The sequence below is a fragment of the Aedoeadaptatus acetigenes genome, from assembly GCF_025566985.1.
Classification (GTDB): Bacteria; Bacillota; Clostridia; order Tissierellales; family Peptoniphilaceae; genus Aedoeadaptatus; species Aedoeadaptatus acetigenes.
Genome location: NZ_JAOQJD010000007.1, coordinates 41,621 through 67,619, shown reverse-complemented (window position 1 = coordinate 67,619; position 25,999 = coordinate 41,621). Strand labels below are relative to the sequence as shown.

The following is a 25,999-nucleotide window of genomic DNA, read 5'->3' as shown; positions in this document are numbered from 1 at the left end:
AAAAAGGAGAGTCTAATATGATGAAAAAAACTCGTACTATATTTCTTTTATTAATAGTGTTATTTGTTTTGCCATTCAGCTTAGGAATGAAGACTGCAAATGATCAAAAAAAGGATACCAAGAAAGAGCAACAAACGAATGATAATGTTATAAATACTATGCTATCAAGTAAACCAGGAGCAGATCCCTTAACTCTTGTCGCTGGTTCGGATGATTATTTGATCCTAGAACACTATTGTGGTTTATTGATTTTAGATCGCAATTTTTTGGAACCTTTTGCTGAAATTCCAGCAAAAGATATCGAATTAAAGACACAAGGAGATGAAGCCTTCTCTTATAGCTTAGATGGAAATACACTATATTTAAAGAGAATGGGAAGTGGAAAATCTTTTACCTTTAACATTGCAGACAAAGTTCTACAAGTGGAGCAAAACAAGGACCAAATGAATAGAATGGATTCATTTAAGTCTCTCTCTGAGGGTAGATTGGAAGAGGTTTTAGGAAGAAAGTGTAATGCTCAGGGGATTCAAGGGGATAACTGGATATTTATCCTTATACCTGACCCAAATAAATTAGGAAATAGCCAGTTAATGATTGTTGATCAAGATACGGGTAGTAAACGCACAAAAAATCTCCGTGATTTAGTCGAAACAAAACACAACGTATCTATATTCTTAGATGAAAAAACTTTGAACTCAAAAGGTTTTGTGGAAAAAGGAAGAGCTTACCTTCCTTTGCGATCGATCTTAGAGGGGCAAGATTATGAGGTAAATTGGAACCAAAAGGACTCTAGTATTGTAATTAAAAATAAGAATCAAAAGATTCTCATGGTTCCAGATGGTCAACGTTATTGCTTAATTAAAGAGGGGAAGAAGCGGAGTTATGATTTTTATGTAAGAGAAAATCGAACTTATTTAAGTCAGAAATTTTTTAAAGAGATAGCGGGGTTGAACCTTTCGGTTAATAAATAAAAAGATAAATCTTAATTTTTTATCAAAATGATAAGGTTCTAAGTTCAATGTTTATTAGGGAGATTTGTTTTTGCAAATCTCCCTTTTTATGCAATGCTTTCATAAAGTTATAAAGAGAATAAAGACTTTGAAGAAAAGATTATGTGTTATACAATAGAAAATAATTGACCTATTCCCACATACGAGGCTTTTGAGAAATATTAAATTTTATCCATACTGACCACTCAAGCCATGTCGAGAAAAGGCAACTGCTACGACAACGCCCCCATGGAGAACTTCTTCAGTGTACTGAAAAGAGAAATCTACGACGGTTACGTCTACCGAAGCCGACAAGAACTCGTGCGTTCCATCGAACGTTTCATCCACTATTACAACAACGATCGAATCAAAGAAAAGTTAGGAGGCTTGAGTCCGAAGCAATACCGTGAACAGATGCAATCTGCATAGAACGAATGTTATGTAAAACAAAATCGAGCAAGCGGAATGCTTACTCGATTAAGTCCAACTTTATGGGGTCACTTTATAGTGCTCCGACCTTTTTTCTACAGGTAATTAAAGCTGCTGGTAATCTCGCTGAACTAGTTTTTCTAAGCGCTTAAGCAGTATCGCCACTTTTTTTGACCGCTTCTTTAGCTTCTTCCATCCACTGTGTTAGAGCTGTCATAGCAGAGATTTTTTGATGAGATAGAACGGTAAAGCCTTCTTTTAAAATATAAGCGGTACGAATAGCATCGCTCGTTTTAAACAAGATGGCGACAACGAACTTTTCATCTTCTGTTAAGTTCTTTGTCGGTTTCTTTAAAAGACTGTGGCTCTTTTTAAACTACTTTCTCTCCGTTACCGTCATTAGTTTTTGCTCCGGGTTCGTCACATTTTCAAACACCCAATGGATACTTTATAACCCATAATGCTCCGACATTTTATATCTTAGAGAATCATTTAACGGCTAGGCGTACCTTTATCTAGTCTTTCTTTTGATCGATCATTAAGTTCCAAATATCGTGAGTAGTTATCATGAATTTTATGAAGGTTTGCCACAGAAGCCTTTAAACGACGATTATCGTTATAGAGGTCCGTTAGCTCAGACTTTAATTTTAAATCCGTTAAATAGCCTCCTGTAAGCTCTTTGATCTCTTTAATTCGATCATTGTTTTCCTTCTGAATGTTGTTGTTGAAATTAATTACTGCTGTAATTTCTGAGAAACTATTAATGCCATGTTTTTTTAAGAGCAGATAGTTCTCGTTCATCATCGTCATATTTCTCATTAAGATCTCATTCTGATTAAGACCTTTTTCAAAACGAATCATGCGTACATCTTCTTGACCGATTGTTTTATGCTGAATGTTAAAACTGATCATTTCTTTGGTATAGTCCGTTCCAAAAGTGGTAGGGTGTATAAGCGTAAATTCTTCATCGCTTGAATGTTTCAGGTAGAGTTCGCCACGGTACTCCTTGAAATCATATTGTTTCTTCTTCATCTCGTTTAAAAATTCGTCGTAAGATGAAGCATATTTTATAGCTGACTCCATAGCGTATTTTGTTCGATTAATGATCTTATAATCGACGAATTGTTGTTTATAAACATCGATGTTGGCTTCACGATATGCAGCTTGTATTTGCTCCATATGATATTTTTTACTGAGTCGAGCTTCCGGACAAGTAACAGAGCGGTGACTATCTTCAAACATATAGACTTTTTCATCAGGATCATAACTGTAACCTAGAGAGGAAAAACGCTCCATAAAATCACGGAAGGTCTTTTCTTCGCCGAGAATAGTGTGAAGATCGTCCTGAATTTTTTGCTTGGTTTGTTTTATAAAGTTAGGATCTTGCATGTACATCTTCGGCTTGTTTGCAATTTGATTTTTGATTTCTATTTCTTGCTCAATGCGATTTTGAATAGCTTCACGTGTGTAGTCTTTTCCAAGTGTTTGTTCCTTGCACCTTGTAAATTTTTGTTGTTCCGGGAATTTAATTTTCAGATACTTTCCGTTGTCATCATGAACAAGTCCAATGTCTTCGATCAAAAAAAGAAAATTCTCATAGCTTGTTGCCTTTTCAATACATAAGTCAATTCCGGACTGAATCTTTGCTTTCCAGGACAGACCTTTTTTTAGACACATATCTTCATAATATGACCTCGTGTTTCGAAGATGGTCGTTTAGAAATTCTTTTTCTTTATCGGAATCAATAATGGATAGTCCGTGTTCTTTACAAATATCGTCGTTTATTTGTCTGATGATGGGAATGTCTTTTGTGATCTTATAGGCTTTAAAATCCGTCATTCGTATGTTATTAAAAAGAATATGATTATGAATACAGTTCGTATCGACGTGTGTTCCTACTACGTATTGATATTCACCTTTTAAGAAACGCTCACAAAATTCCAAGGCAATTTCGTGTGCTTCTTCAGGAGATACTTCTCCTGGAGCAAAGGACTGTTTGAAGTGTCTTGCTAATACTTTCTTTTGTGGATTTGTATTCGTGTTCCAGATTTCTAAAAAATCTCTTTCTCCATAATCAATACTAGTGCCATACGCTGAAACTAAAATACTGTTTTCAGTTTTATAAGCGTCTGCAACATAATTAATTGCCTTCTGCAACGTGGACTTAATTGGCTTACCTTTTACAATAACAGCCACAACTTATGCCCTCTGAACATTAAAAGTCTTGCATAGCATGTGAAGATTAGTACGAATATCTTCTAATTGGTTTTTAATTTCTAAAATATCATTAATGTCTTCTTGGTAAATTGAATTGGTAGAATTTATTCTTCGAGCAATTTGATTTATATTATTTCCAATCAGGGAGAGAGAAACGTGCATAGCATTTAGCTGACCGTCATTTAGTCGGACATTAATTATTTTACGATGGCGGAGTAGGTGGATAATAAAATCATTGCGATTAGTAAATCGACTTTTTTCAAAAAGGGTTTCGAAGAATTCTTTTTCTTCAGAAGTAAATCTTAAAAGCATCTGCTGATCTCGGTATCTTTTTTCACTCATAGCTTTAATTCCTTTCATAAAAATAGTTTAATAAGGGTTCGGGATTATCCCATAAATTTTGAAAATCCAAAATTTATTTCGGGGGTTTGGGGAACTCCTCAACAAGCCTTGGAGATTTATTTTTTCAAAATGGATATCCAAGGTACTCGCTTGCTATGACAGAAAAAAGGTGAATTTAGATACTTCTATTATACCAAAAAAAGCCACCGCCTTCGCAGTGGCTTTAAATCTATCTTTCTAAATCATCAAGCTTTAAAAATTGGTTTGGCTTAGAAAGATTCATTCTCTCAGTTGCTTGATCTTTTAATTCTCTATAGGAAGGAAGATCCTTTTCTCTTAACTCCACACCGCTGATTGCTTTTTTATAAATCATATTTATTAGATCGGTTTTTTCATCTGTAGAGTAATAATGGCTGAGCAAAGTATTGAATTCTAAAATATCTTTCTCCCTGATTGTAAGGATGCCCTTACCGTGGCTTATAAGATCTTTATTAGCAATCAGTGAAGCGGTTCGTTTATTTCCGTCCCAAAAAAGTTGTGCTTTCATCATCCATAGCATTCGTTCAATCGCTCTTTCCGTTGCATTATTTATTTTTTCGAATGCTAAAAGTTTTGTTTTTACTTCGCCTTCTTCAGGTATTGGCGGTACATAATCTGTTCCTCCAATACCAACACGACCTGTTCTTAGTTCTCCCCAGGCAAGAGCTTCATCTTTAGCAATTTCATAATGAAGGTCTTTTATGAAATCAAGGGTAATGGGTTCTTCGATGTTCTTTAAAAGAAATTGCCAGGCATGCTTTAGATTCAAAATTGTGCTGACGGCAGAAATATCGACATTCTGCATCTTCGCCTTTTCAAGAATGGTATAAGTTTCAGGGAAGGTAACATTTAATCCTTCCAACTTGGCACTATTATAAATGCTGTCTACTAAATTACGTTTTGCGTAAGCAATGTTTTGTGAAAGCGTCATATTATACTTATTGTTCATTCATAACCTCCGAAACAAACAGAGAAAAGCTTATATAGACTAAAGGAATTTCAGTACAATCATCTTTCAAAGGGACGAGATTTTTCTACCTGTAATTCAATCTCATAATCCTTAATTGCTTTTTCTTCTTCTTCACAAATCAAAAATAAAAACTTTTCAAGGTCCTGATCTTTAGCGTACTGATCGAGGCTTTCGTAATATACAGCCCGTTTCTCTGTAGAAATGTTAATAGGCAAGAAATCATCGGCCATTAAAATATAATTCATAAGCAATCGTGCTGTTCTACCGTTGCCATCGGAGAATGGATGAATTTTGACAAACTCAGCATGTACCCATGCAGCTAATTCTAACGTTGATAAGTCTTTCTTTCGAACTGTATATTGTTCTATAAAATAGGACATCTCATTTCTGACCTCTGTCCAATCGATAGGAATAAAGGAAGCACCCGAGATCCGTACATTAGTTTGACGATAGATACCCCCGGGAAAAATATTTTCCGTAATAATCTGGTGGAGATCTTTGATTAGGTCTTCTGTGAATTCTCTGTTTTCTAGAATCGCTTTTTTTAGATACTCAAAGGCTTTCTGATGATTAATCACTTCGTAGAGTTCTCTTAATTCTTTCCCTCCTACTGTAATTCGATCCACTAGAAGAGTTTTGACTTCGAAAATTGACAGAGTATTTCCTTCCATCTTTGTAGATTCATGAGCGAATCGAATAGCAAAATCTTCCTCGTAACTGGTTAAAAAATGTTGTGAAATAGTTTGTATCTTTTGATTCAAATGTCTTTTTCTAGCTTCTAACTCTTGAAGTTTATTATTCATTGGTTCTCACTCCTTACATTTTGTGCTCTTTTATATTCTGCTATAATATCATTCTAAATTCTATCACAAACATTGAATATCTGAATGAAATTGAGTAGCAATCAATTGAAAAATCCAGGAAGCCTTTCGCTTCTAATTTAAAGTTTTATTTAGTTTGAAAACAGAACACTACACCGACTATTTATCGTTACACACTGGTTGCACACTATTTATTTCAAACGGCCTTATCATGCGATTTGTTTGCCTATATCCTAGATCCCCGCCGTCTCCACCAATAATTTCATAACGGTTAAGAAATAGCCATTTATTATTTGAATGATCCTATTTTGATACCCATGAGACCGGATTGCATCTGCAGTCCGGTTTTTTATTTGCGCAAAAGGGCAAAGAAGAACGCTTATTTCCGAAAAAGGAGGATTAGGGGAAATAAGCGTCGGTTTTTGAGGTCATTATTCTCGAAAAAGGCCTTTTTCGAGAATTACAGCGGGTAAAGACGGACTCATTTTTCAAAATTAGCCTTGTTTCGTCTATACCATGGTATAGATGATATGCGCGATGATATAATAAGGGTGATAAGGTAGGAATTTTTGTATCCTCATTTGGGAGGTGATCTTATGATGTACCTACACAAAGTTTTTTATGCGGATAAAAAGAATTTCGAATCAATTTATAAGAATCGTTTTGATTTCGAAGAGACGCTGAGAACGAAATTGTACATTAAACCTTATAAACACGACCGGTCTTATGAGTTGTATTACGTGTATAATCAAAAAACAACAAAGCTTATGGATCGCGTTTGGCAAAACGACATGCTTTTAGCGAATTTGGAAAGCAAATTGCCTTTCATTGCGAAAAGAGCATTTTTAGTCGAGATTATCTCCGGAGAATTGCAGAGCACCAACGAGCTTGAGGGTGTACGCTCCAGCAAACGGGAGATCGTGGAGACGACGCGAAAATTGGTTGCATCCGGCCGCGGGCGGCACGAGCGTTTCTATAGCATGATTAATTCCTACCTATTGTTAAAGGATTCCTTGGAAGTTCCGAAAGACCTAAAAGATGTCCGCAAGATTTATGATGAAATCACGGCAGGTGAAATAAAGGAATCTGATCGGCCGGACGGTCATTACTTCAGGAAAGAAGTCGTTTATGTCCAGAAAAAGAATGCGGTAGATGGCGAGATTATTCATCGCGGAATTTTGGGAGAAGAGAGAATCGAGAGTAAAGTGCGCCGTCTTCTCGATTTCATGTCCGACGATACGGTGGATTTGTTGCTGCGGATCGCCATAGGCCACTATTATTTCGGCTATATTCACCCTTTTTATGACGGAAATGGTCGCGTAAGTCGATTTATTGGCAGTTTATATTTAGTCGAAAAATACAACTACCTTACGGCCATGTCTCTGGCTCGGGGCTCGTGGATTAGAAAGGCGGACTACTATAAGGCATTTAGTACAACGAACTTGCCGCAAAATCGCGGGGAAATGAATGGTTTCGTCGATTCATTTCTAAAACTACTTGTCGCCGGGCAGGAAGATATTATCGATTATCTTAACAAAAATCTGGAAAAACTAAGTCGTGCGGAAGAGTGTATTGACCAAGATAATGGATTGGGAACGAACTTTAAGAAGACCGTGATGTTCTTCTTGTCACAGAACTACCATTTTGATTACAATTCGGGCATCGAACGTAGAGAGCTTATCAACTTCATCGATGACGGTGTCAGTGAGTACAGGGCGACGCAGGAATTTGAAGAACTTGAAAAGGACGGCTATATAAAAAGAATAAAAAATCGTCCGATTACCTATGTATTAGACACATCTTTCATGGGCAAGCTGTAGCACTCGTTTTTTTATCGTGCTCAGAATTCTGAAACCACCTCCGGGTGGTTTTTTAATTAAACAGAGAGAATATGAGTATGCGGCATTCATTTTCGCCGTATACTTTATTTTTACATCGCGAGGATTGTATCTTCATCCCCGAGGGCGTATAATGTTGAATTATCTATAAGCTTTAGTGCTTTACAGTGATTTATACGTAGGAGGTTTGTAATGGAAAGAGTGTTTAATTTTTCCGCCGGCCCCGCCACTTTACCGGTGGAGGTTTTGGAGCAGGCATCGAAGGATATGTTGAATTACAACGGATGCGGCATGTCGGTTATGGAAATGAGTCACCGCTCAAGCGAGTACGGGGCCATTCACGCTGCAGCAAAGGAATCCCTTCGATCCCTTCTGAATCTGGATGAGGATCACGAGGTGCTCTTTTTGCAAGGGGGCGCGTCTTTGCAATTTACCATGATCCCTATGAATCTTTTATCCGACGGCCAATCGGCTTCCTACGTGATCTCAGGCTCTTGGGCGAAGAAGGCCTACAAGGAAGCGGCCATGCTTTATCCCGTGAAGGCCGTCGCCTCGTCGGAGGAGGATAATTTTAATTATTATCCCAACCTGGGCCAAGGGGCGAAAGACAGCGTCTATACTTACGTCTGCGTGAACAACACGATTTACGGCACCCGCCTCGCCCCGGACCGGTTGGCGGCAATAAAGGGCACGGTGGTGGCGGATATGTCGTCGAATATTTTAAGCGAGGTCTACGACGTGAATCGCTGCGGCCTCATCTTTGCCGGGGCGCAAAAGAATCTGGGCCCCAGCGGCGTCACCGTGGTCATCGTGAAGAAGGATCTCTTGAAAAAGGAAAAGGGCGAGCTGCCCACCATGTTGGATTACAAGACCCATTTGGAAAAGGACTCCATGTTCAATACCCCGCCCTGTTACAGCATTTATATTTGCGGCCTGGTCATGGATTGGGTGAAGAAAATGGGCGGCGTGGAAGCCATGGAGGCGCGGAACAGGGAAAAGGCGGCGCTTTTATATGAAACAATCGACAACAGCGCCCTCTTTAAAAATAATATTCCCGCCGCAGATCGCTCCCTGACCAATGTGGTCTTTCTGACGGGAGACAAGGACTTGGACGGGGATTTTGTCGCCGGCGCCAAGGCCAAGGGCCTTTATAATGTAAAGGGCCACCGAAGCGTGGGCGGCATGCGGGCGAGCCTTTATAACGCCATGGACATAAGCGGCGTAAAGGCCTTGGTAAATTATATGAAGGAATTTGAGGTGCAACGTGGCTAAGGATGAACGGCGGGTCTATAAAATCAAGACCATGAACAATATTTCGAAAGAAGGGCTGAAGCTATTGCCGGCGAATTTTATCGCGTCGCCGGACGTGGAAGATCCCGACGCCATTTTGGTGCGCAGTGCGGATCTTCACGATTTCGAATTCGGCCCCAATGTGCGCTTCGTAGGCCGGGCCGGCGCAGGGGTCAACAACATTCCCATCGACCGCTGCTCGGAAAAGGGCATCGTCGTCACCAAGGCCCCGGGGGCCAATGCCAACGGCGTGAAGGAGCTGGTGCTTCTGGCTCTGCTTCTTTCCTCGAGGGATGTGCTCGGCGGCATCGACTGGGTGAGAAATTACAAGGGCGATGCCATCGGAAAAGATGTGGAAGCGGCGAAGAAGCGCTTCGCCGGCCCCGAGCTTATGGGCAAGACCCTGGGCGTCGTCGGCCTCGGCGCCACCGGGCGTCGCGTGGCGAAAATGGGCATCGACATGGGCATGAACGTCATGGGCTTCGATCCCTTTCTCTCCATCGGCAACGCGCTGAATCTGGACACGCGGGTCAATGTGGTGGAAGATCCCAAGGCCCTCTTTAACAAGGCGGATTACATTACCCTGCACATTCCCTACACGGCGGATACGAAGAATTTCGTCGGCGCGGAGCTGCTCTCCATCGCCAAGCCGGGCCTGCGCCTCATTAATATCGCCAGAGGCGGCCTGGTGGATGTGAAGGCCCTGAAGAAATTCATGGACGCCGGCGTCGTGGTGAATTACGTGGTGGACTTCCCCGATCCGGAGACCATGCGCCTGCCCCACACCATTAACATTCCCCACTTGGGCGCCTCCACGCCGGAAAGCGAAGAAAATTCCGCCATCATGGTGGTGCGCCAATTGGTGGATTACTTGGATCACGGCAACATTCGCCACTCGGTGAACTTCCCCGATTCCAATATGGGCATCTGCAACAGCATGGGCCGGCTCACGGTCAATCACCGGAATATTCCCAACATGCTTGGGCAAATCACCAAGGTCTTGGCCGATGAGGAAATCAACATCGCCAATCTCCTGAACCGCCACCGGGTGGACTGGGCCTACACCATGATCGACATCGACTCCCCCGTTCACGAAGGCCTTCGGGAAAAGATTTTAAACATCGACGGCGTGGTCCGCGTGCGGTTTTTCTAGGAGCTACTATGGTTACCATTAAAGATTTCAAGGCCCTGCGGCCGAAAAATAATTTCGCAAAAGACGTGGCGGCCCTGCCTTACGACGTGTACTCCACGAAAGAAGCGGCGGAGGAAATAAAAAAACACCCTCGCTCCTTTCTGCAGGTGGATCTGCCTGCCGCCACGGCGGAGGCATTCGACGGGCCCATAAACGATGTGGCGGCGAAAAATTTCGAAGCCATGAAGGCGGCGGGGATTTTCGAGCGGGACGATGCGCGGAATATGTACGTCTACGAGCTGGACGACGGCATGCGCAAACAGCGGGGCCTTATGTGCCTCGCCTCCGTGGACGATTATCTGGGGGACCGCATTAAAAAGCACGAAAAGACCCGCCGGGAAAAAGAAGAAGACAGGGTGGATCACATCGACCGCCTCAATGCCCAGACAGGGCCGATCTTTCTCACCTATCGCGACGACGAAGCCATCGCCGATTTGATTGCAAAGGGCACGGCGGGGGAACCGGAGCTGGATTTCACCACCGACGACAACATGACCCACCGGGTGTGGACTCTCTCCGATCGGGAGATCGTGGACGGGCTTGTGGAAGCATTTAAAAAACAAGATGCCCTTTACATCGCCGACGGCCATCACCGCTCGGCATCGGCGGTGCGGGTGGCGAAGCTGCGCCGGGAACAATTCGGCCCCGGGGATGGGGACACGGAGTACAATTACTTCATGGCCATTCTCTATCCCGCGGATCAGCTCCACGTCTACGACTACAATCGGGTGGTGGCGGATTTAAACGGATTAAGTGAAGAGGAATTTCTCGAAAAGCTCGAGGAAAAATTTGTCGTCACCGAAACGGATGATGCCGTCCGTCCCGAGAAGAAGGGCGAATTCGGCATGTTTCTTACGGATCGTTGGTATCGCCTGAACTTTAAGGGGCAGGTGCCCGACGATGTCATCGAGGCCTTGGACGTGTCCATTCTGCAGGACAATCTCCTCGCGCCCGTCTTGGGCATCGAGGATCCCAGAAGCGATGAGCGCATCGACTTTGTCGGCGGCGTTCGCGGCTTAAAGGAATTGGAGCGGCGGGTGCACGAGGATATGGCCGTGGCCTTTTCCATGTATCCCACGGCCCTCGAGGAGCTCATGGCTGTGGCCGACGGGGGCAAAGTCATGCCGCCGAAATCCACTTGGTTTGAGCCCAAGCCGAGAAGCGGGCTCTTTATCCACGAACTGGACGAAATAAACTAATTAAATTGCATTCATCGGGTAAGCACGCGCTTGCCCGATTTTTTTGCGCAAAAAAGCCCCCGGCATAGCCGAGGGCGAAAGATCACGATTCAAATCAACGATCCTTTATGACTCTGCGCCTTCTTCCTCAGGAATGGCGCATTGGTTTTTGTTGTCAAAGCGTTCGTTGCGAATGCCATTGATGATAATTTTTAAACACATATACAGAGGCGATGCGATGAGGGCGCCGAGGACGCCGAAGAGATTGGCGCAGATCATGACCGCCACGATGACCACGAAGGGATGGATGTCCAATTTGTTGCCCATAATATTGGGGGTAATGACATTGCCTTCCAGCTGTTGCACCAAGATGCTCACGACGATGACTTTCATCACCATGCCGCCGCCCATGGTGAGGCCCACGAGGACCGCCGGTGCGGCGCCTAAAAAGGGGCCGATAAAGGGAATGAAGTTAAAGACCAAGGCGATGGCGGCGAGGGAAAGTTTGTATTTCAGGCCGATGACGGTGTAGCCGATAAACATGAGCACGCCCAAGATGCAGGCGACGAGAATCTGCCCGGAAATGTAGGTTTCCAAGGTGCGGTGGATTTGGCCTAAGATGTCCATGATACGTTCGTAATACTTTCCTCGGGCCAGGTATTGAATGGCCTTCACGGCGTCATCTTCATCCTTTAACAGGTAGAAAAGCCCCAAGACCATGAGGAGAAGGAGGCTTCCCACGGCGCCGATATTGGAAAGGCCCTTGCCTAAGAGGCGGGGAATGTCGCCGGCAAAGCCTTGAAGCCACGCTTCGAATTTCGCGATGTAATCGCCCAGGGGGACGTAGTCGTTGATCTGCTTATAAAAATCCGACTGAGAGTAACTTGCCAGCGCCTTCACGTCGAAATCGGAGAAAAAGCTCGCGGCCTGATCGTAGATCATGGTAAAGGTGACGTAAAAGAGGCCGATGGTAATGGCGATAAAGAGGAGGAAGGTGAGCACGGCGGAAAGGCCGGGCTTCTTCGTCCATTGGGTCAATTTGTCCCGCACGGGCCTGAAGGCGTAGAAAATATAAATGGCCAGGATCAAGGGCACGATCAGGGACATGATGACATTATAAACGGGGCTTAAAAATTTCCGCGTCGTGCTGAAGAGCAGGATGATGAGAAAAATTAAAGCGACGGTAATCAGATTTTCGTTGAGTTTACTTTTCGTCATGGGGAAACTCCGGTTCTATATATTCGATGGAATCGGCGGGGAAGACGAGGTCGCGCTTAAATTCTTCCACGTGGAGATTGGTCGGGTCGTTGGGTTTGTTGCCGCTTTCGACGCTCTTTTCTCTGTAATCTTCCATCATGGTTTTAAACAGCTCCGATGTGGACGGGGGTGTGTAGGTAATGGCATTGGCACCGGCTTGCGTGGTGGCGTGAATCTTGGACTCGTCGTCGCCGCCTGTGGCGATAATAGGAAATTCATTTCCGATAATGCTACGCACATAGGCTACGAGCTCCGCCGTGCGCTTGCCGCCGGACACGTTTAAAATCCGTGCGCCGGCGTTGATCTTGCCGACGAAGTCATCGTGTTTAGAGACCACGGTGGCGATAATGGGAATGTCCAAGACCTCGTACATATCCCGAATGACTTCGTTTTTCATGGGGGTGTTTACCACGACGCCGTAGGCACCTAAAAGTTCGCATTCCAAAGCGATGGAGACGCTTCGGGCACCGGAAGTGGTGCCGCCGCCGACGCCGGCGAAGACGGGAATGGAAGAGCCCTGAATAATGGACTGCACGATGGCCAGCTGGGGCGTAAAAGGATAGACGGCGAAGACAGCCTGGGCGTTTGAATTGCGAATAATGGCGATGTCCGTGGAAAAGATCAGGGACTTGATTCGCGTGCCCTGAATGCGAATGCCGCTGGCATTGTAAATGGCGTTGGGCATGAGCACGGGTTTTTTGCGAAGAGAGGATTCGATTTCCGGAACGTACTTATCTTTGATGATGCGAAACTCTCGCTTGGGAAGCTTGGATTTTTTCGAAATACTCAATGGGCACCTCTTTCTTATTTAGTGCTTTGGCTGTTTTAATCATTATATCATCGGGCTTCTTATAGCACCACGACGGGAACAAAAAAAGCCCCGAAGGGCTTTTTGCGAAAGGAGGATCGGATTACTTGCCGGGGCGATAGGCGGGATCCGCCGTGTTGCCGGCATCGGGAATATCCAGTTCCCAGGCCATGAGCTGGGTCTTTTCGTACAGGCTGTCGTTTAATTCCTTGACTTCCGGCGTGCGGTAGTAGGAAGCGACTTTCTTGTAGAGTTCGTTGTCTTTGTCTTCGGCTCGAGCCACCACGTAGTTAATGTAGGGGGCGGAGTTTTCGTTGACCGGTTCCATGAAGATGGCATCGTCTTTCGGGGAGAGGCCGGCGTCGATGGCAAGGTTCGTGTTGATGACCGCCGCATCCACGTCGGGCAGGGTGCGGGCCACTTGGGCGGCATCCAGCTCGTCGATGGTGATGTTCTTCGGATTTTCCGCGATGTCCGCCTTGGTGGGGCTCACGCCGACGTCGTCTTTTAGTTTAATGAGGCCTGCGGCTTCCAAAAGGAAGAGGGCCCGCCCGCCGTTGGTGGTGTCGTTGGGAATGGATACCTTGCCGCCTTGGGGCACGTCTTTTAAATCCTTGATCTTGTCGGAGTAGGCACCGATGGGGGAAATAAAGGTGCGTCCGATGGGGACGAGATCCGTGTTTTTCGACGCGTTGTAGGCGTCCAGGAAGGCCTTGTGTTGGAAGGCGTTCAGATCCACATCGCCGTTGACCAGAGCGTCGTTGGGGGTGTTGTAGTCGGAGAATTTGACAAATTCGATTTTAATGCCGTCTTTTGCCGCAAGCTCCGCGGCTTTTTCCCAGAGCCGTTGGTCGTCGCCGACGAGGCCGAGTTTGACGGTTTTTTGTTGCGATGCATCCTCTGTTTTCCCGCAAGCGGTAGCGGTAAAGAGGAGGCAGGCGCATAAGAGAACGGCGGTAATGGATTTAAAAATGTGTTTCATTGGTATCATTCCTTTTCTGATTTTTTGGCCGAAGCCGGCGGCAGGTGGTCAGTTGAGCCCTTCACACCCGAGGCCGCCGGAGCGGCCGTCTCGTAAGCGGGTGGAGGGGTAGAGCATTCGCCCTTTCTTTTTCATCACAGACCTTCTTTCTTCAAACTTATTTCGCGTCTTTCGCCCCGCCGTATTGGCCCAGATCTTTCAGATCCAATTTCCATGCGGCGTATTGACTGCCTTTGTAAAGTTCTTGGAGAAGCTCGTCTACATTGTCTTGTTGGTAATAGCTGACGACTTTTTTGTACAGTTCGTTGTCTTTGTCTTCTTCCCGAGCCACGACGTAGTTGATGTAAGGTGCGATGCTTTCGCCCATTTCTTCCACGAAGATCGTGTCTTGTCTCGGATCCAATCCGGCGTCCACGGCCATGTTGCCGTTAATGACGGCGGCGTCCACATCGGGAAGGGAGCGGGCCACTTGGGCGGCGTCCAGTTCGTCGATTGTTACATTCTTGGGATTGTCCTTAATGTCTTTTACCGTGGGCACGAGGCCGGCGTCGTCTTTTAAGGTAATGACGCCCGCTTGCTCGAGCACGATCAGGGCGCGGCCGCCGTTGGTGGCGTCGTTGGGAATGGCGATTTTCGCGCCGTCTTTCAGTTCCTTTAAGTCCTTAATCTTGTCGGAGTAGACGCCGATGGGGGAGAGATAGGTCATGCCGATGGGCACGAGGTTTTGTTTTTTCGCTTCGTTGTAATCGTCTAAGAAGGCCTTGTGTTGGAAGGCGTTTAAGTCGATGTCGCCGTTTGCCAAAGCGTCGTTGGGGGTGTTGTAGTCGTTAAAGACCACGATGTCCAAGGTGACGCCGTCTTTTTCGGCATTTTCTTTTGCCTTTTCCCAGAGGCGTTGGTCGTCGCCGACGACGCCGATTTTTACCACTTGACCGTCTTTTTTCTCGTCGGTTTTTTGTGCGGCGGCGTTGTTTTTCGCGGTGTTGTTTTCGGCGGCATTGTCTTTCGCCCCGTTGTTTCCTCCGCCGGCGCATCCGGTGAGAACCAGGGCCGAGAGAAGGGCGATGGAGGTGACTTTCTTGAATAATTGCTTCATGATGAGCTCCTTTCTTAAAGTGATTTCTTTCAGTGTTGTACTTTCTTTACCCACAGGTTAAAGATGCCCTGGGTAATAAATACCAAGATTAAAATGAGGATGGTGGAAACGATGATGATGTCGTTTTGGTAGCGGTTGTAGCCGCGGGTAATGGCCAGGTTTCCAAGGCCCCCTGCGCCCACGGCGCCGGCCATGGCGGTGAGGCCGATGAGGCTGATGATGGTCATGGCACTGGCCCGCAAGATGGCGGGAAGGCCTTCTTTTAAATAGACGCCGAAGACGATGTTCGCCGGGGAATCCCCCATGGATTTCGCCGCTTCGATGATGCCGCTGTCCACTTCGGCCAAGGCGTTTTCAATTTGCCGGGCGTAGAAGGGGGCGCTCCCTACGACGAGGGGCACGATGGCGGCGGTGTTGCCGATGGTGGTATGCACAATGGCGCGGGTCACGGGGGAGATGAGGGCCAATAATATAATGAAGGGAATGGAGCGGAAGATGTTTACCACTTTATCCAAGACCCAATACACTTTTTGGTTTTCCCACAGGCCGCCTTCTTGGGTGAGTGTCAGAGCCAGGCCGCCTAACATGCCGATGATGCCGGCGATAATCGACGTAACCACGACCATGTAGATGGTGGCGCCTGTCTCCGTAATAAAATCTTGCTTTGATGCGATGGCGTTGGCAAAAAAGTCCATTAAATCACCTCCTTATCGACGACGCGAAGGTCGACGTTTTGATCGATCATGTATTGCTTCGCCTGTTTAATGGCGTCGGGGGATCCTTCAAAGAGCACCACCAGGTTGCCGAAGGGCACATCTTCCAAAAATTCGATGCTCCCGGACAAAATATTGGTCTTGACGTGGAATTTCGTAAACACGTCGTTTAAGACCGGGTTCGTGGCGGAGGCGCCGATGTAGCGCAGGTGGATAAGCTCGCTGGTGGGATCGTCGGCATTGAAGTAGCCGTGGTCCTTGAGCTTGTCGATGGTTTCGTCCCAGTGGCTCGCGGTGTTTACGAACTGTTGGGTAATTTCCTCTTGGGGATTGGCGAAAATGTCGATAAGGGAACCGGATTCCACCACCCGCCCCGATTCCATGACGGCGACTTTGTTGCAAATTTCCTTCACCGCCTGCATTTCGTGGGTGATGAGGACGATGGTTAAGTTCATCTCCTTATTCAGCCGCTTTAATAGATGGAGAATGGATGTGGTGGTGCGAGGGTCCAGGGCCGAGGTGGCTTCGTCGCAGAGGAGAATCTTCGGGTCGTTGGCCAGAGCCCGGGCGATGGCCACCCGCTGTTTCTGTCCGCCGGAAAGTTCCCGGGGATAGCTGTGGGCCTTTTCTTCGATGCCTACCAACCGCAAAAGATCCATGGCTTTTTTCTCCTTCTCCCTGTCGGAGAGCGTGCTGTCTTTCAGGGGGTAGAGCACATTGCCTAAAATGGTGCGGGCGTTCATCAGATTAAAGTGCTGGAAGATCATGCCGATTTTTTTGCGGCGCGTTCTCAGCTCCTTTACGGGAAGCTTGGTTAGGTCTTCGCCGCTCACGATGACCTCTCCGGATGTAGGGGGCTGCAAGAGATTTATGGTGCGAACCAGGGTGGATTTCCCCGCCCCGGAATAGCCGACGATGCCGAAGACATCGCCCTCATCCACCTTGAGGGACACGTCGTCCACCGCCGTGAAGCGCTTGCGGTCTTTTTCGAAGACCACGGAAATATGTTTCAAGTCGATCACGATGAACCTCCTCGTTCAAAATGAAAATAAAAAAACGTCCTTCTTTCCGCATGGGAAAAAAGGACGATAGAAATCGTGTTACCACCTTTATTTATGTAAACCTCGCGATTTACACCTCAACGAGTACCATCATACTCCGGCGCTGTAACAGGCGCACCTGTAAGAATCTCGTATCGACCCTTAGAGTCAGAGGCCATGTTCACTCGAAAACCAAAACGCTTCTCTCACCAAATGAAGCTTCTCTGTAGTTCGATCCCTTCGAGATACTCTCCTCGTCAAACTCGTTGGCACAATTCTAACAAGGACCTCCGCCACTTGTCAACCCCCTTTTTTGAACTTTCTTTGCATTTCTTTGGTACAATAGGTTTACAGAAATAAAAAACAAAGGAGTTTAGATACATGGACGAATTGGTAAGAGAACACATCATCGAGCACTATCCCATGAAGGAAGTGACCAGTTTTCAAATCGGCGGGCCCGTGGATTACTTTATCGAGCCCCGCACCGAAGAAGAGCTTCGCCTAGTGATCGCTGCGGTTCAAAAAGAAAACATGCCTTGGATGGTTATGGGCAAGGGCACCAATATGGTGGTCTCCGACAAAGGGATGCGCGGGGCGGTGATTCGCCTGGAAAATTATTTTTCCGACGTGAAGGTGGACGGCACCCGTGTCATCGCCCAAAGCGGCGCCTCTTTAAGAAAAGTGGCGGAAGCGGCCTGTGGGGCTTCTTTGGAGGGCTTGGAATTTGCCCACGGCATTCCCGGAGCCGTGGGCGGTGCCATGACCATGAACGCCGGCGCCTACGGCGGAGAAATGAAGGATGTGGTGGAATCGGTAAAGGTCATGCACCACGACGGCACCACGGAAGTGATTCCCGGAGATGAAATGGACTTTCGTTACAGAAACAGCCGCGTCTACGACGAAAAGCTCGTGGTTTTAGAGGCCACCTTCGCCTTAAAGCCGGGGGATGAGGCGGCCATTCGAAGCCGCATGGACGAATTGTGGCAACGCCGCCTCTCGAAGCAGCCTCTGGAATATCCCTCGGCGGGGAGCACCTTTAAGCGTCCGGAAGGCTACTTTGCCGGGCAGCTCATCGACCAGGCGGGACTAAGAGGCCTGAAGCACGGCGGCGCCCAAGTGTCCGAAAAGCATTGCGGCTTCGTCATTAACACGGGCGGCGCCACCTGCAAGGACGTGGTGGAGCTCATCCGCACGGTGCAGGAGGCGGTGTACGAAAAACACGGCGTGGAATTGGAGACGGAAGTAAAAGTATTGGGAGAGACGGAATGAAACTTTTAGTTTTGACGGGCCTTTCCGGCGCCGGCAAGAGCCAAGCCTTGAAGGCGGCGGAGGATCTGGGCTACTACTGCGTGGACAATTTGCCGCCGGCCTTATTTCCGAAATTTATCGAAATGGTGGAAGAGGCCCAAATGCCTTTGGTGGCCCTGGTTTTAGACATACGAAGCGGCCTGTTTTTTAACGAGCTGGACGTGGCCATTCAAACCCTGGACAAAGAAGTAGACGATGTCACCGTGATCTATTTAGAGGCGGATCCTCACGTGCTGATTCAGCGCTTCAAGGAACTGCGCCGCCCTCATCCCCTGAGCTCTTCCATCGCCAAGGGCATCGAAGAGGAAAAGCGGCGCATGGAGCCCCTTCGCGCTCGGGCGGATCACATTATTGACACGTCGAAGATGACCAATTATAATTTAAAAATTCGCCTGAAGAGCATTTTAATCGAGGAGCGGGGAAAGCTGGGCATCTCCGTGATCTCCTTCGGCTTTAAAAACGGCATTTTGGAAGAGGCGGATTTGGTTTTCGACATGCGCTTTTTGCCCAATCCTTATTACGTCAGCGAACTGAAGGCGAAAAACGGCCTGAATCCCGAAACCCGCGACTACGTCTTCGGGAAGAAAAAGGCGGAGGACTTCGTCGCCTTTATCGTCAACTACATGAAGACCTTCGGCGACGATTACGTGGCGGAGGGGAAGGAGCATTTGACCATCGGCATCGGATGCACCGGCGGCTTTCACCGCTCCGTGGCCATGACGGAGAGACTGGGTGAGGCTCTGCGCGAGGCGGGCTACGGGGTCATCGTCGGCCACAGGGATTTAGGCGTGTAGCATGAGCGATCCGAAATTTGTAGTCATCGGCGGCGGCACGGGCATCTCCGTTATCTTGCGGGGGATAAAGCGCTTCACAGACGACATTACGGCCATCGTCACCATGGCCGACGACGGCGGGAGCAGCGGCATGCTTCGTAGGGATTACGGCATGTTGCCTCCGGGGGATGTGCGCAACTGTTTGGTGGCCCTCGCCAATGCGGAGCCGTCACTGAAAAACCTCTTGCAGTACCGCTTTCAAGACGGAAATTTGAAAGATCAAAACATGGGCAATTTAATTATTACGGCCCTCACGGATATTTACGGCGGCTTCGCCGAAGGGGTGAAGGAAGCGGCGGAAGTATTAAAGATCACCGGGCGGGTGCTTCCCGTGACGGAAGAATCCATCGCCCTCATCGGCCATTACACCGATGGGGCGAGCATTCGCGGCGAGTCCGCCATTCCCCGCTACGCCTACGAAAACGACGCGGCCATTACCTCCATCGAATTGGCACCGCGGGCACCTCGGGCCAACGGCGATTGCATCGGGGAAATTTTATCGGCGGATCTCTTGGTCCTCGGGCCGGGGAGCTTGTATACGTCTTTGATTCCCAATCTCCTCGTGCCGGAAGTGGCCCGGGCCCTGAACGAATCCCCGGCGCCTTTGGTTTACGTGGCCAATATGATGGAGCAGCACGGCGAGACCGAGGGCATGGGCCTCATCGACCACCTGGACGCATTAAAAGCCCACGGCCTTATGAGGCCGGTGACCTGCATTCTTGCAAACGATTCAAAAACGGATCCGGAGCTTCTCGAAAAGTACGCCCGCAAAGAAGGCGTGCGGCCCATTTATTTAACGGACGAGGAGCGAAAAGTCCTCGCGGCCCGCGGAGTCGACGTGGAGGAAGGGGCCTTTATGGCCACAGGGGGCGAGCTCATTCGCCACGACGGCCTCGCCGTAGCCCAACGACTTTTAAGCTTATGCGACCGTTATCGGGAAATCCATTGCAAGGAAAGAAGAACTGCTCTATAATAGAGAGGGAGTAGAATCGAGGAGACTGTGAGTTTTTCGAAAGATGTAAAAAATGAATTGGCCCGCGTGCCCATGGAAGACATGGCGATTCTTCACGCGGAGCTTGCGGCCTATGTGCGCACCTGCGGCGTGATTCGCCTGAGGGAAGGGCTGAAAATCGATCTTTCCTTCCACACGGAGAATGCCTCCGTGGCCCGGCGCATCCTCTCCGCCATCAAGCGGCTCTTCGGCAGCGACGTGGAAGTGGCGGCGACGCAAAACATGTATTTAAAGAAAAACAAACAGTACCGCATACGCATGACCGACGAAGGATCGGTTCGTGCTCTTCTTATGGATAGCGATTTCCTTCGTCCCGACAATGTTTTTCAAATGCACTACGCCGTGGATCCGGCGCTCTTGCGAGATGCACAGTCGATCCGCGCCTACATTCGCGCCTCCTTTTTAGGGGCGGGGTCCGTGACCAGTCCGTCGAAGAGGTATCATTTGGAGATGATTTCTCACGACAAGACCCACGGTGACGATATAAACAAATGGCTTTCGCGGGTAGGTTTTTCGGCCAAGGGCATTTACAGAAAAGACGATTACATTCTTTACTTAAAAGAGGCGGAAAAAATTTCCGATCTTCTGGCATTTATGGGCGCGAGCCGCTCCGTATTGGAATTCGAATCCACTCGGGTGGTGAAAGACGTCAGGAACAATGTGAACCGCCTGGTGAATTGCGAAACGGCCAATCTTTCCAAGACGGTGAACGCGGCATCGAGGCAGATGAGAGACATCGAGCTGATTCAAAAGACCGTGGGCTTTTCGGCCTTAGACGAGGAGCTCATCCCCGTGGCCACCTGTCGCATGAACCATCCCGAGGCAAGTTTAGCGGAGATCGGCGAAATGATGGAACCGAAAATGTCGAGAAGCGGCGTCAATCACCGCCTGAAAAAAATACACGAGCTGGCGGAAAAGCTGAGAGGAGAATAAATTGAAAGAGTCCAAGGTAATACTTAAAAACAAAGAGGGTCTGCACGCCAGACCGGCGGCCATGTTCGTTCGGGCGGCCAATCAGTACGAATCGGACATTACGATTATTCGCGACGGCGAAGAGGTCAACGGCAAAAGCATTATCGGCATTATGAGCTTGGGTATTTTCTCGGGTCAAGAGATTATCCTGCGGGCCGAAGGCAAGGACGAGGACAAGGCCGTCGAGGGCATGGTTGAATTTGTAGAAAATCAATTAAATTAAAAGAGCTGGCCTTTTCGACAGCTCTTTTTTTATTTAGAGAGGACGACTATGGGATCTTTCGTACACTTGCATTTGCACTCGGAGTATTCGCTATTAGACGGCTTCACGAAAATCGCCGACCTTCCCGAGCGGGTCAAGGCCATGGGCATGGATGCCGTGGCCTTAACGGATCACGGAAATATGTACGGCATGGTGGCCTTTTACAAGGCGGCGAAGGCGGCGGGTGTGAAGCCGATTTTGGGCTGCGAGGTCTACGTCACGAAACAGGATAAATCCGTGACGGACAAGAGCAATCGGCGCTACCACCTGATTCTTCTTGCGGAAAATCAGGTGGGCTGGGAAAATTTAATGGCCATCGTCTCCACGGGCTATGTGGACGGCTTTTACTACAAGCCCCGGGTGGACATGGAGGATTTGAAAAAGCACAGCGAGGGGATTATCGCCACCTCCGCCTGCTTAGGCGGGGAGGTGCAACAGGCCCTTCTCCAAAACGACGAGGCCGAAGCCAAAGCGGCGGCTTTGCGCTACCGAGAAATCTTCGGCGAAGACAATTTCTTTTTGGAGCTTCAGGACCACGGCATGCGGGAGCAGAAAGAAGTGAACAGAAAGCTCCTGCGCCTTTCCAAGGAGACGGGGATCGATCTTGTCGCCACCAACGACTGCCACTACTTAAATAAAGAAGATGCCGACGCCCACGACGCCCTCTTGTGTATTCAAACGGCGTCGATTTTAGACGAAGAGGAGCGCATGCGCTTCCCTTCCGACGAATTTTACGTCAAGAGCCCGGAGGAAATGGCGGAACTTTTCCCCTACGCCCCCGAGGCCTTGGAGAACACGGCGAAAATCGCCGCCCGCTGCCATGTGGAACTGGAATTTCACCACCTGCATTTGCCCCATTTCGAACTGCCGGAGGGCTACACCAACGAAGGCTATTTGCGGGAATTGGTGGAAGAGGGGCTCGTGAAGCGCTACGGCGAAGTGAATGAGGCCGTGCGCAATCGGGTAGAATTTGAATTAGACACGATTTTTTCCATGGGCTACACGGATTACTTCCTTATCGTGTGGGACTTCATCGCCTTCGCCCGCGCTTCCGGCATCGAAGTGGGCCCGGGCAGGGGATCTGCGGCAGGTAGCGTGGTATCTTATGCTCTCGAGATCATCGACGTGGATCCGTTGAAGTTCGGCCTGCTCTTCGAGCGTTTCTTAAATCCCGAGCGGGTGAGCATGCCGGATATCGACGTGGACTTCTGCTACGAGCGCAGAGAAGAGGTCATCGACTACGTCATCGACAAGTACGGGGAAGACCATGTGGCGCAAATCGTCACCTTCGGAACCTTAGGCGCCCGGGCCGCCATTCGCGACGTGGGCCGGGTCATGGATCTGCCCTACGGCCGCGTGGACTTTGTGGCGAAGCAGGTGCCCAACGAATTAAACATCACCTTGAATCGGGCATTGGAAATTTCGCCGTCGCTGAAAAAAGCCTACGACGAAGAAGAGGACGTGCACCGGCTTTTGGATTTGGCCCGTCGCCTGGAAGGGGTGCCCCGGCACACCTCCACCCACGCCGCCGGCGTGGTGATCAGTCAAAACCCCATGACCGACTACGTGCCTCTGACGCGAAACGGCGAGATCATCTCCACCCAATTTAATATGATCGAGCTGGAAGAGCTGGGCCTGTTAAAAATGGACTTTTTGGGCCTAAGGACCCTCACGGTGATTCGCGACGCCCTGGCCTTTATCGAGCGGGACTTTGAGAAGAGAATCGACTTCGATGCCATGGATTACGACGATCCCGAGGTGCTGAAGCTCTTTCAGCGGGCGGAAACCCTTGGCGTGTTTCAATTTGAAAGCGGGGGCATGCGGGCCTTTTTAAAGGAATTAAAGCCCACGAAATTCGCCGACCTCGCCGCGGCCAACGCCCTGTTTCGGCCGGGGCCCATGAATCAGATTCCGAAATTTGTGGAATCGAAACACGATCCCTCGAAGATCACCTATCCCCACGAAGCGGTAAAGGATATTTTGGAAGAAACCTACGGCTGCATCGTGTACCAGGAACAGGTCATGGAAATTGTGCGCCGAGTCGGCGGCTATTCCTTGGGCCGGGCGGACTTGGTGCGCCGGGCCATGAGCAAAAAGAAAATGGCCGTTATGGAACAGGAGCGACAAAACTTTATTTACGGCAGCTTAAACGACGACGGGGAAGTGGACGTGGCCGGCGCCCTGAGAAACGGCGTGGACGAGGCCAGTGCCGACAAGATCTACGATCTCATGATCGACTTCGCCAACTACGCCTTCAACAAATCCCACTCCGTGGCCTACGCCGTGGTGGCCTACCGCACGGCCTGGCTGAAGCGCTACTACCCGGCGCAATTTATGGCGGCCCAGATCACCTCCTTTATGTCCAATACGGATCACATGCGCATGTACATCGAGGAAGTAAAGCGGCTGAACATTTCCCTCCTGCCGCCGGATGTGAACAAGAGCTATTTGAAATTCAATGTGGAAGACGGAGCCATTCGCTTCGGCCTGAAGGGCATTAAAAACGTGGGGGCCAATTTCGTCCGCGCCATAGAAGAGGCCAGGGGCGAAGGACCCTTTACCTCCATGACGGATTTTATTCGCCGGGTGGATAAAGCGGCCCCCGGCGCCATGAACAAGCGCAGCATGGAATCCTTGATTAAGGCCGGCGCCTTCGACAGCCTCGGGGGCAACAGGCCCCAGTACCTGGCCGTATACGACAAGCTCATGGATCAGATTCAGGGAGAAAACAAACGAAACATCCCCGGCCAGGTGAGCTTGTTTCAACAGACGGAAACCGCCATGGACGAAGCGCTTCCGAAGCTCAAGGATTACGATCAGAAGCAGAAGCTGGAATACGAGCGGGACGTGCTGGGCATATACGTCTCGGGCCATCCCCTGGAAGCTTACACGAAGAGCTTAAAGCGCCAAACCAATACGGATACGGCGGATATAAAAGAGGCCCTGGAAACCACGGATGTTTTATTTAATCGCACCTTGGGCGGGATGTTGCGAGAGACGAGAACCTTGGTGACGAAGAAAAATAAAATGATGGCCTTCGGCATTTTGGAAGATCTCTACGGCACCATCGAGCTCGTGGTCTTTCCCCAAGTCTACGCCGCCCTGCCCCCGGGCCTCTTTGAAGAGGGCAAACTCATTACCGTTACGGGCCGCATCGAGGGGAGCGAGGTGGAAGAAGGTAAGGTATTGGTGGAATCCATTCGTCCTCTGGAAGATGTGGAGGCGGAGGAGAAGCTCTTTATCCGCCTGAAAAACCGCGACCTTCAAAAAGACATCGAAGGCGTGCTGGAGAACCACAGAGGAGCCCTTCCCGTGATTTTGTACTTTACCGATGAGCAAAAAGCCCTGGGCCTTCCGAAACGCCTGGCGGTGAACTGCGACGACGAATTGATTCGGGATCTGAGCCGATACGTGGATCCCGAGAAGGATGTAATCAGAAAGTGAGGCATTATGGCCATAGGAGTATTGACAAGCGGCGGCGACGCGCCGGGCATGAACGCAGCCATACGGGCGTTGGTGCGCTCGGCGGTGTACGAAAACAAAGAGGTGCTGGGGATTCGAAACGGCTACACCGGCATTTTTAACGAGGACGCCATGAACATGGACCTGTCTTCCGTGGCCGACATTATTCACAAGGGCGGCACCATTTTGGGCACGAGCCGCTCGGAAAAAATGCGCACGGAAGAAGGGCTAATTGAAGCTAAAAAGCATTTGGACGCCATGAACATCGAGCATTTGGTGGTCATCGGCGGCGACGGCTCCATGCACGGGGCCCTGGCTCTGTCGAAGTTGGGCCAATCGGTGATCACCATTCCCGCCACCATTGACAACGACTTGGGCTACCAACACGGCAGCATCGGCTTTTACACCGCCATCGAAACCATATTGGACGCCATCGGAAAGATTCGCGACACCTCAAGCGCCCACAAGCGGGCCAATATTGTGGAGGTCATGGGCAGGCACTGCGGCGATTTGGCCCTTTACGCGGGCATCGCCGGCGGGGCGGAAAGCGTGATCTTGCCCGAGGTGGATTTCGATTTCGACGGCGTGAAGAAAAAAATGCTCGCCGGCAAGCTTCGCGGCAAGCGCCATCACATTATTCTTCTTACGGAAGACAAGCTTTCCGCCTTCGCCTTAGCGAAAGATCTGGAAGAGGCCACGGGCATCGAGACGCGGGTCACTGTGCTGGGCTATGTCCAGCGGGGCGGCATCCCCACCGGCGCCGACCGCATCAATGCCTCCCGCTTAGGGGCCGAGGCAATCACTTACTGCCGCGGCGATAAGAAATCTTTGGCCCTCGGGTTGATTCACGGGGAGCTCAAGGCCATGGATCTGGAAGAGGCCCTGGCCGTGGAAAAAACCTTCGACCGCGACATGTACCACTTACTGGATAAAATTTCGATTTAGGAGG

Annotated in this window: 23 protein-coding genes, 1 pseudogene and 1 other annotated feature; of the genes and pseudogenes, 13 read left to right on the top strand and 11 right to left on the bottom strand. The window is 48.9% G+C overall.

The window, feature by feature from the left end; genetic code table 11:
- Window positions 1–17: 17 nt before the first annotated feature.
- Window positions 18–971 carry a copper amine oxidase N-terminal domain-containing protein gene (locus OCV31_RS05160; RefSeq protein WP_108831253.1) on the top strand — a complete coding sequence of 318 codons (954 nt, stop codon included), beginning with the start codon at window positions 18–20 and terminating at the stop codon, window positions 969–971.
- 231 nt (window positions 972–1,202) lie between these two features.
- Window positions 1,203–1,418, top strand: a complete 216-nt coding sequence (locus tag OCV31_RS05155; RefSeq protein WP_083508484.1) for an IS3 family transposase — start codon at window positions 1,203–1,205, stop codon at window positions 1,416–1,418.
- Between the two features lie 148 nt (window positions 1,419–1,566).
- Here the strand turns inward: OCV31_RS05155 and OCV31_RS05150 are convergent.
- The 5 genes and pseudogenes from OCV31_RS05150 to OCV31_RS05130 all read right to left on the bottom strand — a co-directional run.
- Window positions 1,567–1,782 (bottom strand): annotated as a pseudogene (locus OCV31_RS05150) (transposase); the annotation flags it as partial.
- 128 nt (window positions 1,783–1,910) lie between these two features.
- On the bottom strand, window positions 1,911–3,614 hold the full coding sequence (locus OCV31_RS05145) for a relaxase/mobilization nuclease domain-containing protein (RefSeq protein ID WP_108831255.1): 1,704 nt from the start codon (window positions 3,612–3,614) through the stop codon (window positions 1,911–1,913).
- 3 nt (window positions 3,615–3,617) lie between these two features.
- Window positions 3,618–3,995 carry a plasmid mobilization relaxosome protein MobC gene (gene mobC, locus OCV31_RS05140; RefSeq protein WP_108831256.1) on the bottom strand — a complete coding sequence of 126 codons (378 nt, stop codon included), beginning with the start codon at window positions 3,993–3,995 and terminating at the stop codon, window positions 3,618–3,620.
- A 211-nt stretch (window positions 3,996–4,206) separates the two neighbouring features.
- Window positions 4,207–4,965 carry a Fic family protein gene (locus OCV31_RS05135; protein ID WP_108831257.1) on the bottom strand — a complete coding sequence of 253 codons (759 nt, stop codon included), beginning with the start codon at window positions 4,963–4,965 and terminating at the stop codon, window positions 4,207–4,209.
- Between the two features lie 59 nt (window positions 4,966–5,024).
- Entirely contained in the window at window positions 5,025–5,789 is a 765-nt protein-coding gene (locus OCV31_RS05130) for a Fic family protein (RefSeq protein WP_108831258.1), read from the bottom strand.
- A 614-nt stretch (window positions 5,790–6,403) separates the two neighbouring features.
- Here OCV31_RS05130 and OCV31_RS05125 point away from each other — a divergent pair.
- The 4 genes from OCV31_RS05125 (at window position 6,404) to OCV31_RS05110 (ending at window position 11,326) form a co-directional block, all read left to right on the top strand.
- Entirely contained in the window at window positions 6,404–7,627 is a 1,224-nt protein-coding gene (locus OCV31_RS05125; protein ID WP_148473208.1) for a Fic family protein, read from the top strand.
- Between the two features lie 210 nt (window positions 7,628–7,837).
- Window positions 7,838–8,917, top strand: coding sequence for a 3-phosphoserine/phosphohydroxythreonine transaminase (gene serC, locus OCV31_RS05120; protein ID WP_148473206.1), 1,080 nt, complete (start codon window positions 7,838–7,840; stop codon window positions 8,915–8,917).
- Window positions 8,910–10,088, top strand: coding sequence for a phosphoglycerate dehydrogenase (locus OCV31_RS05115; protein WP_267303820.1), 1,179 nt, complete (start codon window positions 8,910–8,912; stop codon window positions 10,086–10,088). The genes serC and OCV31_RS05115 overlap by 8 nt, the downstream gene beginning before the upstream one ends.
- A gap of 8 nt (window positions 10,089–10,096) precedes the next feature.
- Window positions 10,097–11,326, top strand: coding sequence for a DUF1015 domain-containing protein (locus tag OCV31_RS05110; protein WP_148473204.1), 1,230 nt, complete (start codon window positions 10,097–10,099; stop codon window positions 11,324–11,326).
- A 105-nt stretch (window positions 11,327–11,431) separates the two neighbouring features.
- Here OCV31_RS05110 and OCV31_RS05105 read toward each other — a convergent pair whose 3' ends face one another.
- From OCV31_RS05105 to OCV31_RS05080, 6 genes are all read right to left on the bottom strand, one after another.
- On the bottom strand, window positions 11,432–12,523 hold the full coding sequence (locus OCV31_RS05105) for an AI-2E family transporter (protein WP_148473202.1): 1,092 nt from the start codon (window positions 12,521–12,523) through the stop codon (window positions 11,432–11,434).
- The gene (locus OCV31_RS05100; RefSeq protein WP_317246789.1) at window positions 12,510–13,352 is read right to left on the bottom strand and encodes a hydrolase; all 843 of its coding nucleotides are present in this window, start codon (window positions 13,350–13,352) and stop codon (window positions 12,510–12,512) included. Before OCV31_RS05100 ends, OCV31_RS05105 begins: the two co-directional genes overlap by 14 nt.
- Window positions 13,353–13,473: 121 nt before the next feature.
- On the bottom strand, window positions 13,474–14,352 hold the full coding sequence (locus OCV31_RS05095; protein ID WP_148473200.1) for a MetQ/NlpA family ABC transporter substrate-binding protein: 879 nt from the start codon (window positions 14,350–14,352) through the stop codon (window positions 13,474–13,476).
- Window positions 14,353–14,509: 157 nt separating this feature from the next.
- Window positions 14,510–15,448 (bottom strand): MetQ/NlpA family ABC transporter substrate-binding protein, encoded by a 939-nt coding sequence (locus OCV31_RS05090; protein WP_148473197.1) that lies wholly within the window; start codon window positions 15,446–15,448, stop codon window positions 14,510–14,512.
- A 29-nt stretch (window positions 15,449–15,477) separates the two neighbouring features.
- Window positions 15,478–16,143 (bottom strand): methionine ABC transporter permease, encoded by a 666-nt coding sequence (locus OCV31_RS05085; RefSeq protein ID WP_148473195.1) that lies wholly within the window; start codon window positions 16,141–16,143, stop codon window positions 15,478–15,480.
- Complete coding sequence (locus OCV31_RS05080) at window positions 16,143–17,183, bottom strand: methionine ABC transporter ATP-binding protein (protein ID WP_148473193.1); 1,041 nt, start codon at window positions 17,181–17,183, stop codon at window positions 16,143–16,145. The genes OCV31_RS05085 and OCV31_RS05080 overlap by 1 nt, the downstream gene beginning before the upstream one ends.
- Window positions 17,184–17,239: 56 nt before the next feature.
- Window positions 17,240–17,471 (bottom strand) — a binding site (T-box leader).
- Between the two features lie 111 nt (window positions 17,472–17,582).
- Between OCV31_RS05080 and murB the strand changes: the two genes are divergently transcribed.
- The 7 genes from murB to OCV31_RS05045 are packed head-to-tail and all read left to right on the top strand — an operon-like array spanning window position 17,583 to window position 25,995.
- The gene (murB, locus tag OCV31_RS05075; protein WP_148473190.1) at window positions 17,583–18,470 is read left to right on the top strand and encodes a UDP-N-acetylmuramate dehydrogenase; all 888 of its coding nucleotides are present in this window, start codon (window positions 17,583–17,585) and stop codon (window positions 18,468–18,470) included.
- Window positions 18,467–19,303, top strand: a complete 837-nt coding sequence (gene rapZ / locus OCV31_RS05070; RefSeq protein ID WP_108831764.1) for an RNase adapter RapZ — start codon at window positions 18,467–18,469, stop codon at window positions 19,301–19,303. Before murB ends, rapZ begins: the two co-directional genes overlap by 4 nt.
- Before the next feature lies 1 nt (window position 19,304).
- On the top strand, window positions 19,305–20,315 hold the full coding sequence (locus OCV31_RS05065) for a gluconeogenesis factor YvcK family protein (protein ID WP_148473188.1): 1,011 nt from the start codon (window positions 19,305–19,307) through the stop codon (window positions 20,313–20,315).
- Window positions 20,316–20,342: 27 nt separating this feature from the next.
- Window positions 20,343–21,287 carry a DNA-binding protein WhiA gene (gene whiA, locus OCV31_RS05060; RefSeq protein ID WP_148473186.1) on the top strand — a complete coding sequence of 315 codons (945 nt, stop codon included), beginning with the start codon at window positions 20,343–20,345 and terminating at the stop codon, window positions 21,285–21,287.
- Between the two features lies 1 nt (window position 21,288).
- Entirely contained in the window at window positions 21,289–21,549 is a 261-nt protein-coding gene (locus OCV31_RS05055; protein ID WP_148473183.1) for an HPr family phosphocarrier protein, read from the top strand.
- Between the two features lie 48 nt (window positions 21,550–21,597).
- Window positions 21,598–25,032 (top strand): DNA polymerase III subunit alpha, encoded by a 3,435-nt coding sequence (locus OCV31_RS05050; RefSeq protein ID WP_148473181.1) that lies wholly within the window; start codon window positions 21,598–21,600, stop codon window positions 25,030–25,032.
- A 3-nt stretch (window positions 25,033–25,035) separates the two neighbouring features.
- Window positions 25,036–25,995 carry an ATP-dependent 6-phosphofructokinase gene (locus OCV31_RS05045; RefSeq protein WP_148473179.1) on the top strand — a complete coding sequence of 320 codons (960 nt, stop codon included), beginning with the start codon at window positions 25,036–25,038 and terminating at the stop codon, window positions 25,993–25,995.
- Window positions 25,996–25,999 lie beyond the last annotated feature (4 nt).

Coding starts and splice junctions, on each gene's coding strand:
- OCV31_RS05160 (WP_108831253.1), top strand. CDS start 18: ATGATGAAAAAAACTCGTACTATATTTCTTTTATTAATAGTGTTATTT.
- OCV31_RS05065 (WP_148473188.1), top strand. CDS start 19,305: ATGAGCGATCCGAAATTTGTAGTCATCGGCGGCGGCACGGGCATCTCC.
- OCV31_RS05110 (WP_148473204.1), top strand. CDS start 10,097: ATGGTTACCATTAAAGATTTCAAGGCCCTGCGGCCGAAAAATAATTTC.
- mobC (WP_108831256.1), bottom strand. CDS start 3,995: ATGAAAGGAATTAAAGCTATGAGTGAAAAAAGATACCGAGATCAGCAG.
- OCV31_RS05105 (WP_148473202.1), bottom strand. CDS start 12,523: ATGACGAAAAGTAAACTCAACGAAAATCTGATTACCGTCGCTTTAATT.
- OCV31_RS05085 (WP_148473195.1), bottom strand. CDS start 16,143: ATGGACTTTTTTGCCAACGCCATCGCATCAAAGCAAGATTTTATTACG.
- OCV31_RS05125 (WP_148473208.1), top strand. CDS start 6,404: ATGATGTACCTACACAAAGTTTTTTATGCGGATAAAAAGAATTTCGAA.
- OCV31_RS05130 (WP_108831258.1), bottom strand. CDS start 5,789: ATGAATAATAAACTTCAAGAGTTAGAAGCTAGAAAAAGACATTTGAAT.
- murB (WP_148473190.1), top strand. CDS start 17,583: ATGGACGAATTGGTAAGAGAACACATCATCGAGCACTATCCCATGAAG.
- OCV31_RS05135 (WP_108831257.1), bottom strand. CDS start 4,965: ATGAACAATAAGTATAATATGACGCTTTCACAAAACATTGCTTACGCA.
- rapZ (WP_108831764.1), top strand. CDS start 18,467: ATGAAACTTTTAGTTTTGACGGGCCTTTCCGGCGCCGGCAAGAGCCAA.
- OCV31_RS05050 (WP_148473181.1), top strand. CDS start 21,598: ATGGGATCTTTCGTACACTTGCATTTGCACTCGGAGTATTCGCTATTA.
- OCV31_RS05090 (WP_148473197.1), bottom strand. CDS start 15,448: ATGAAGCAATTATTCAAGAAAGTCACCTCCATCGCCCTTCTCTCGGCC.
- serC (WP_148473206.1), top strand. CDS start 7,838: ATGGAAAGAGTGTTTAATTTTTCCGCCGGCCCCGCCACTTTACCGGTG.
- OCV31_RS05155 (WP_083508484.1), top strand. CDS start 1,203: ATGTCGAGAAAAGGCAACTGCTACGACAACGCCCCCATGGAGAACTTC.
- OCV31_RS05095 (WP_148473200.1), bottom strand. CDS start 14,352: ATGAAACACATTTTTAAATCCATTACCGCCGTTCTCTTATGCGCCTGC.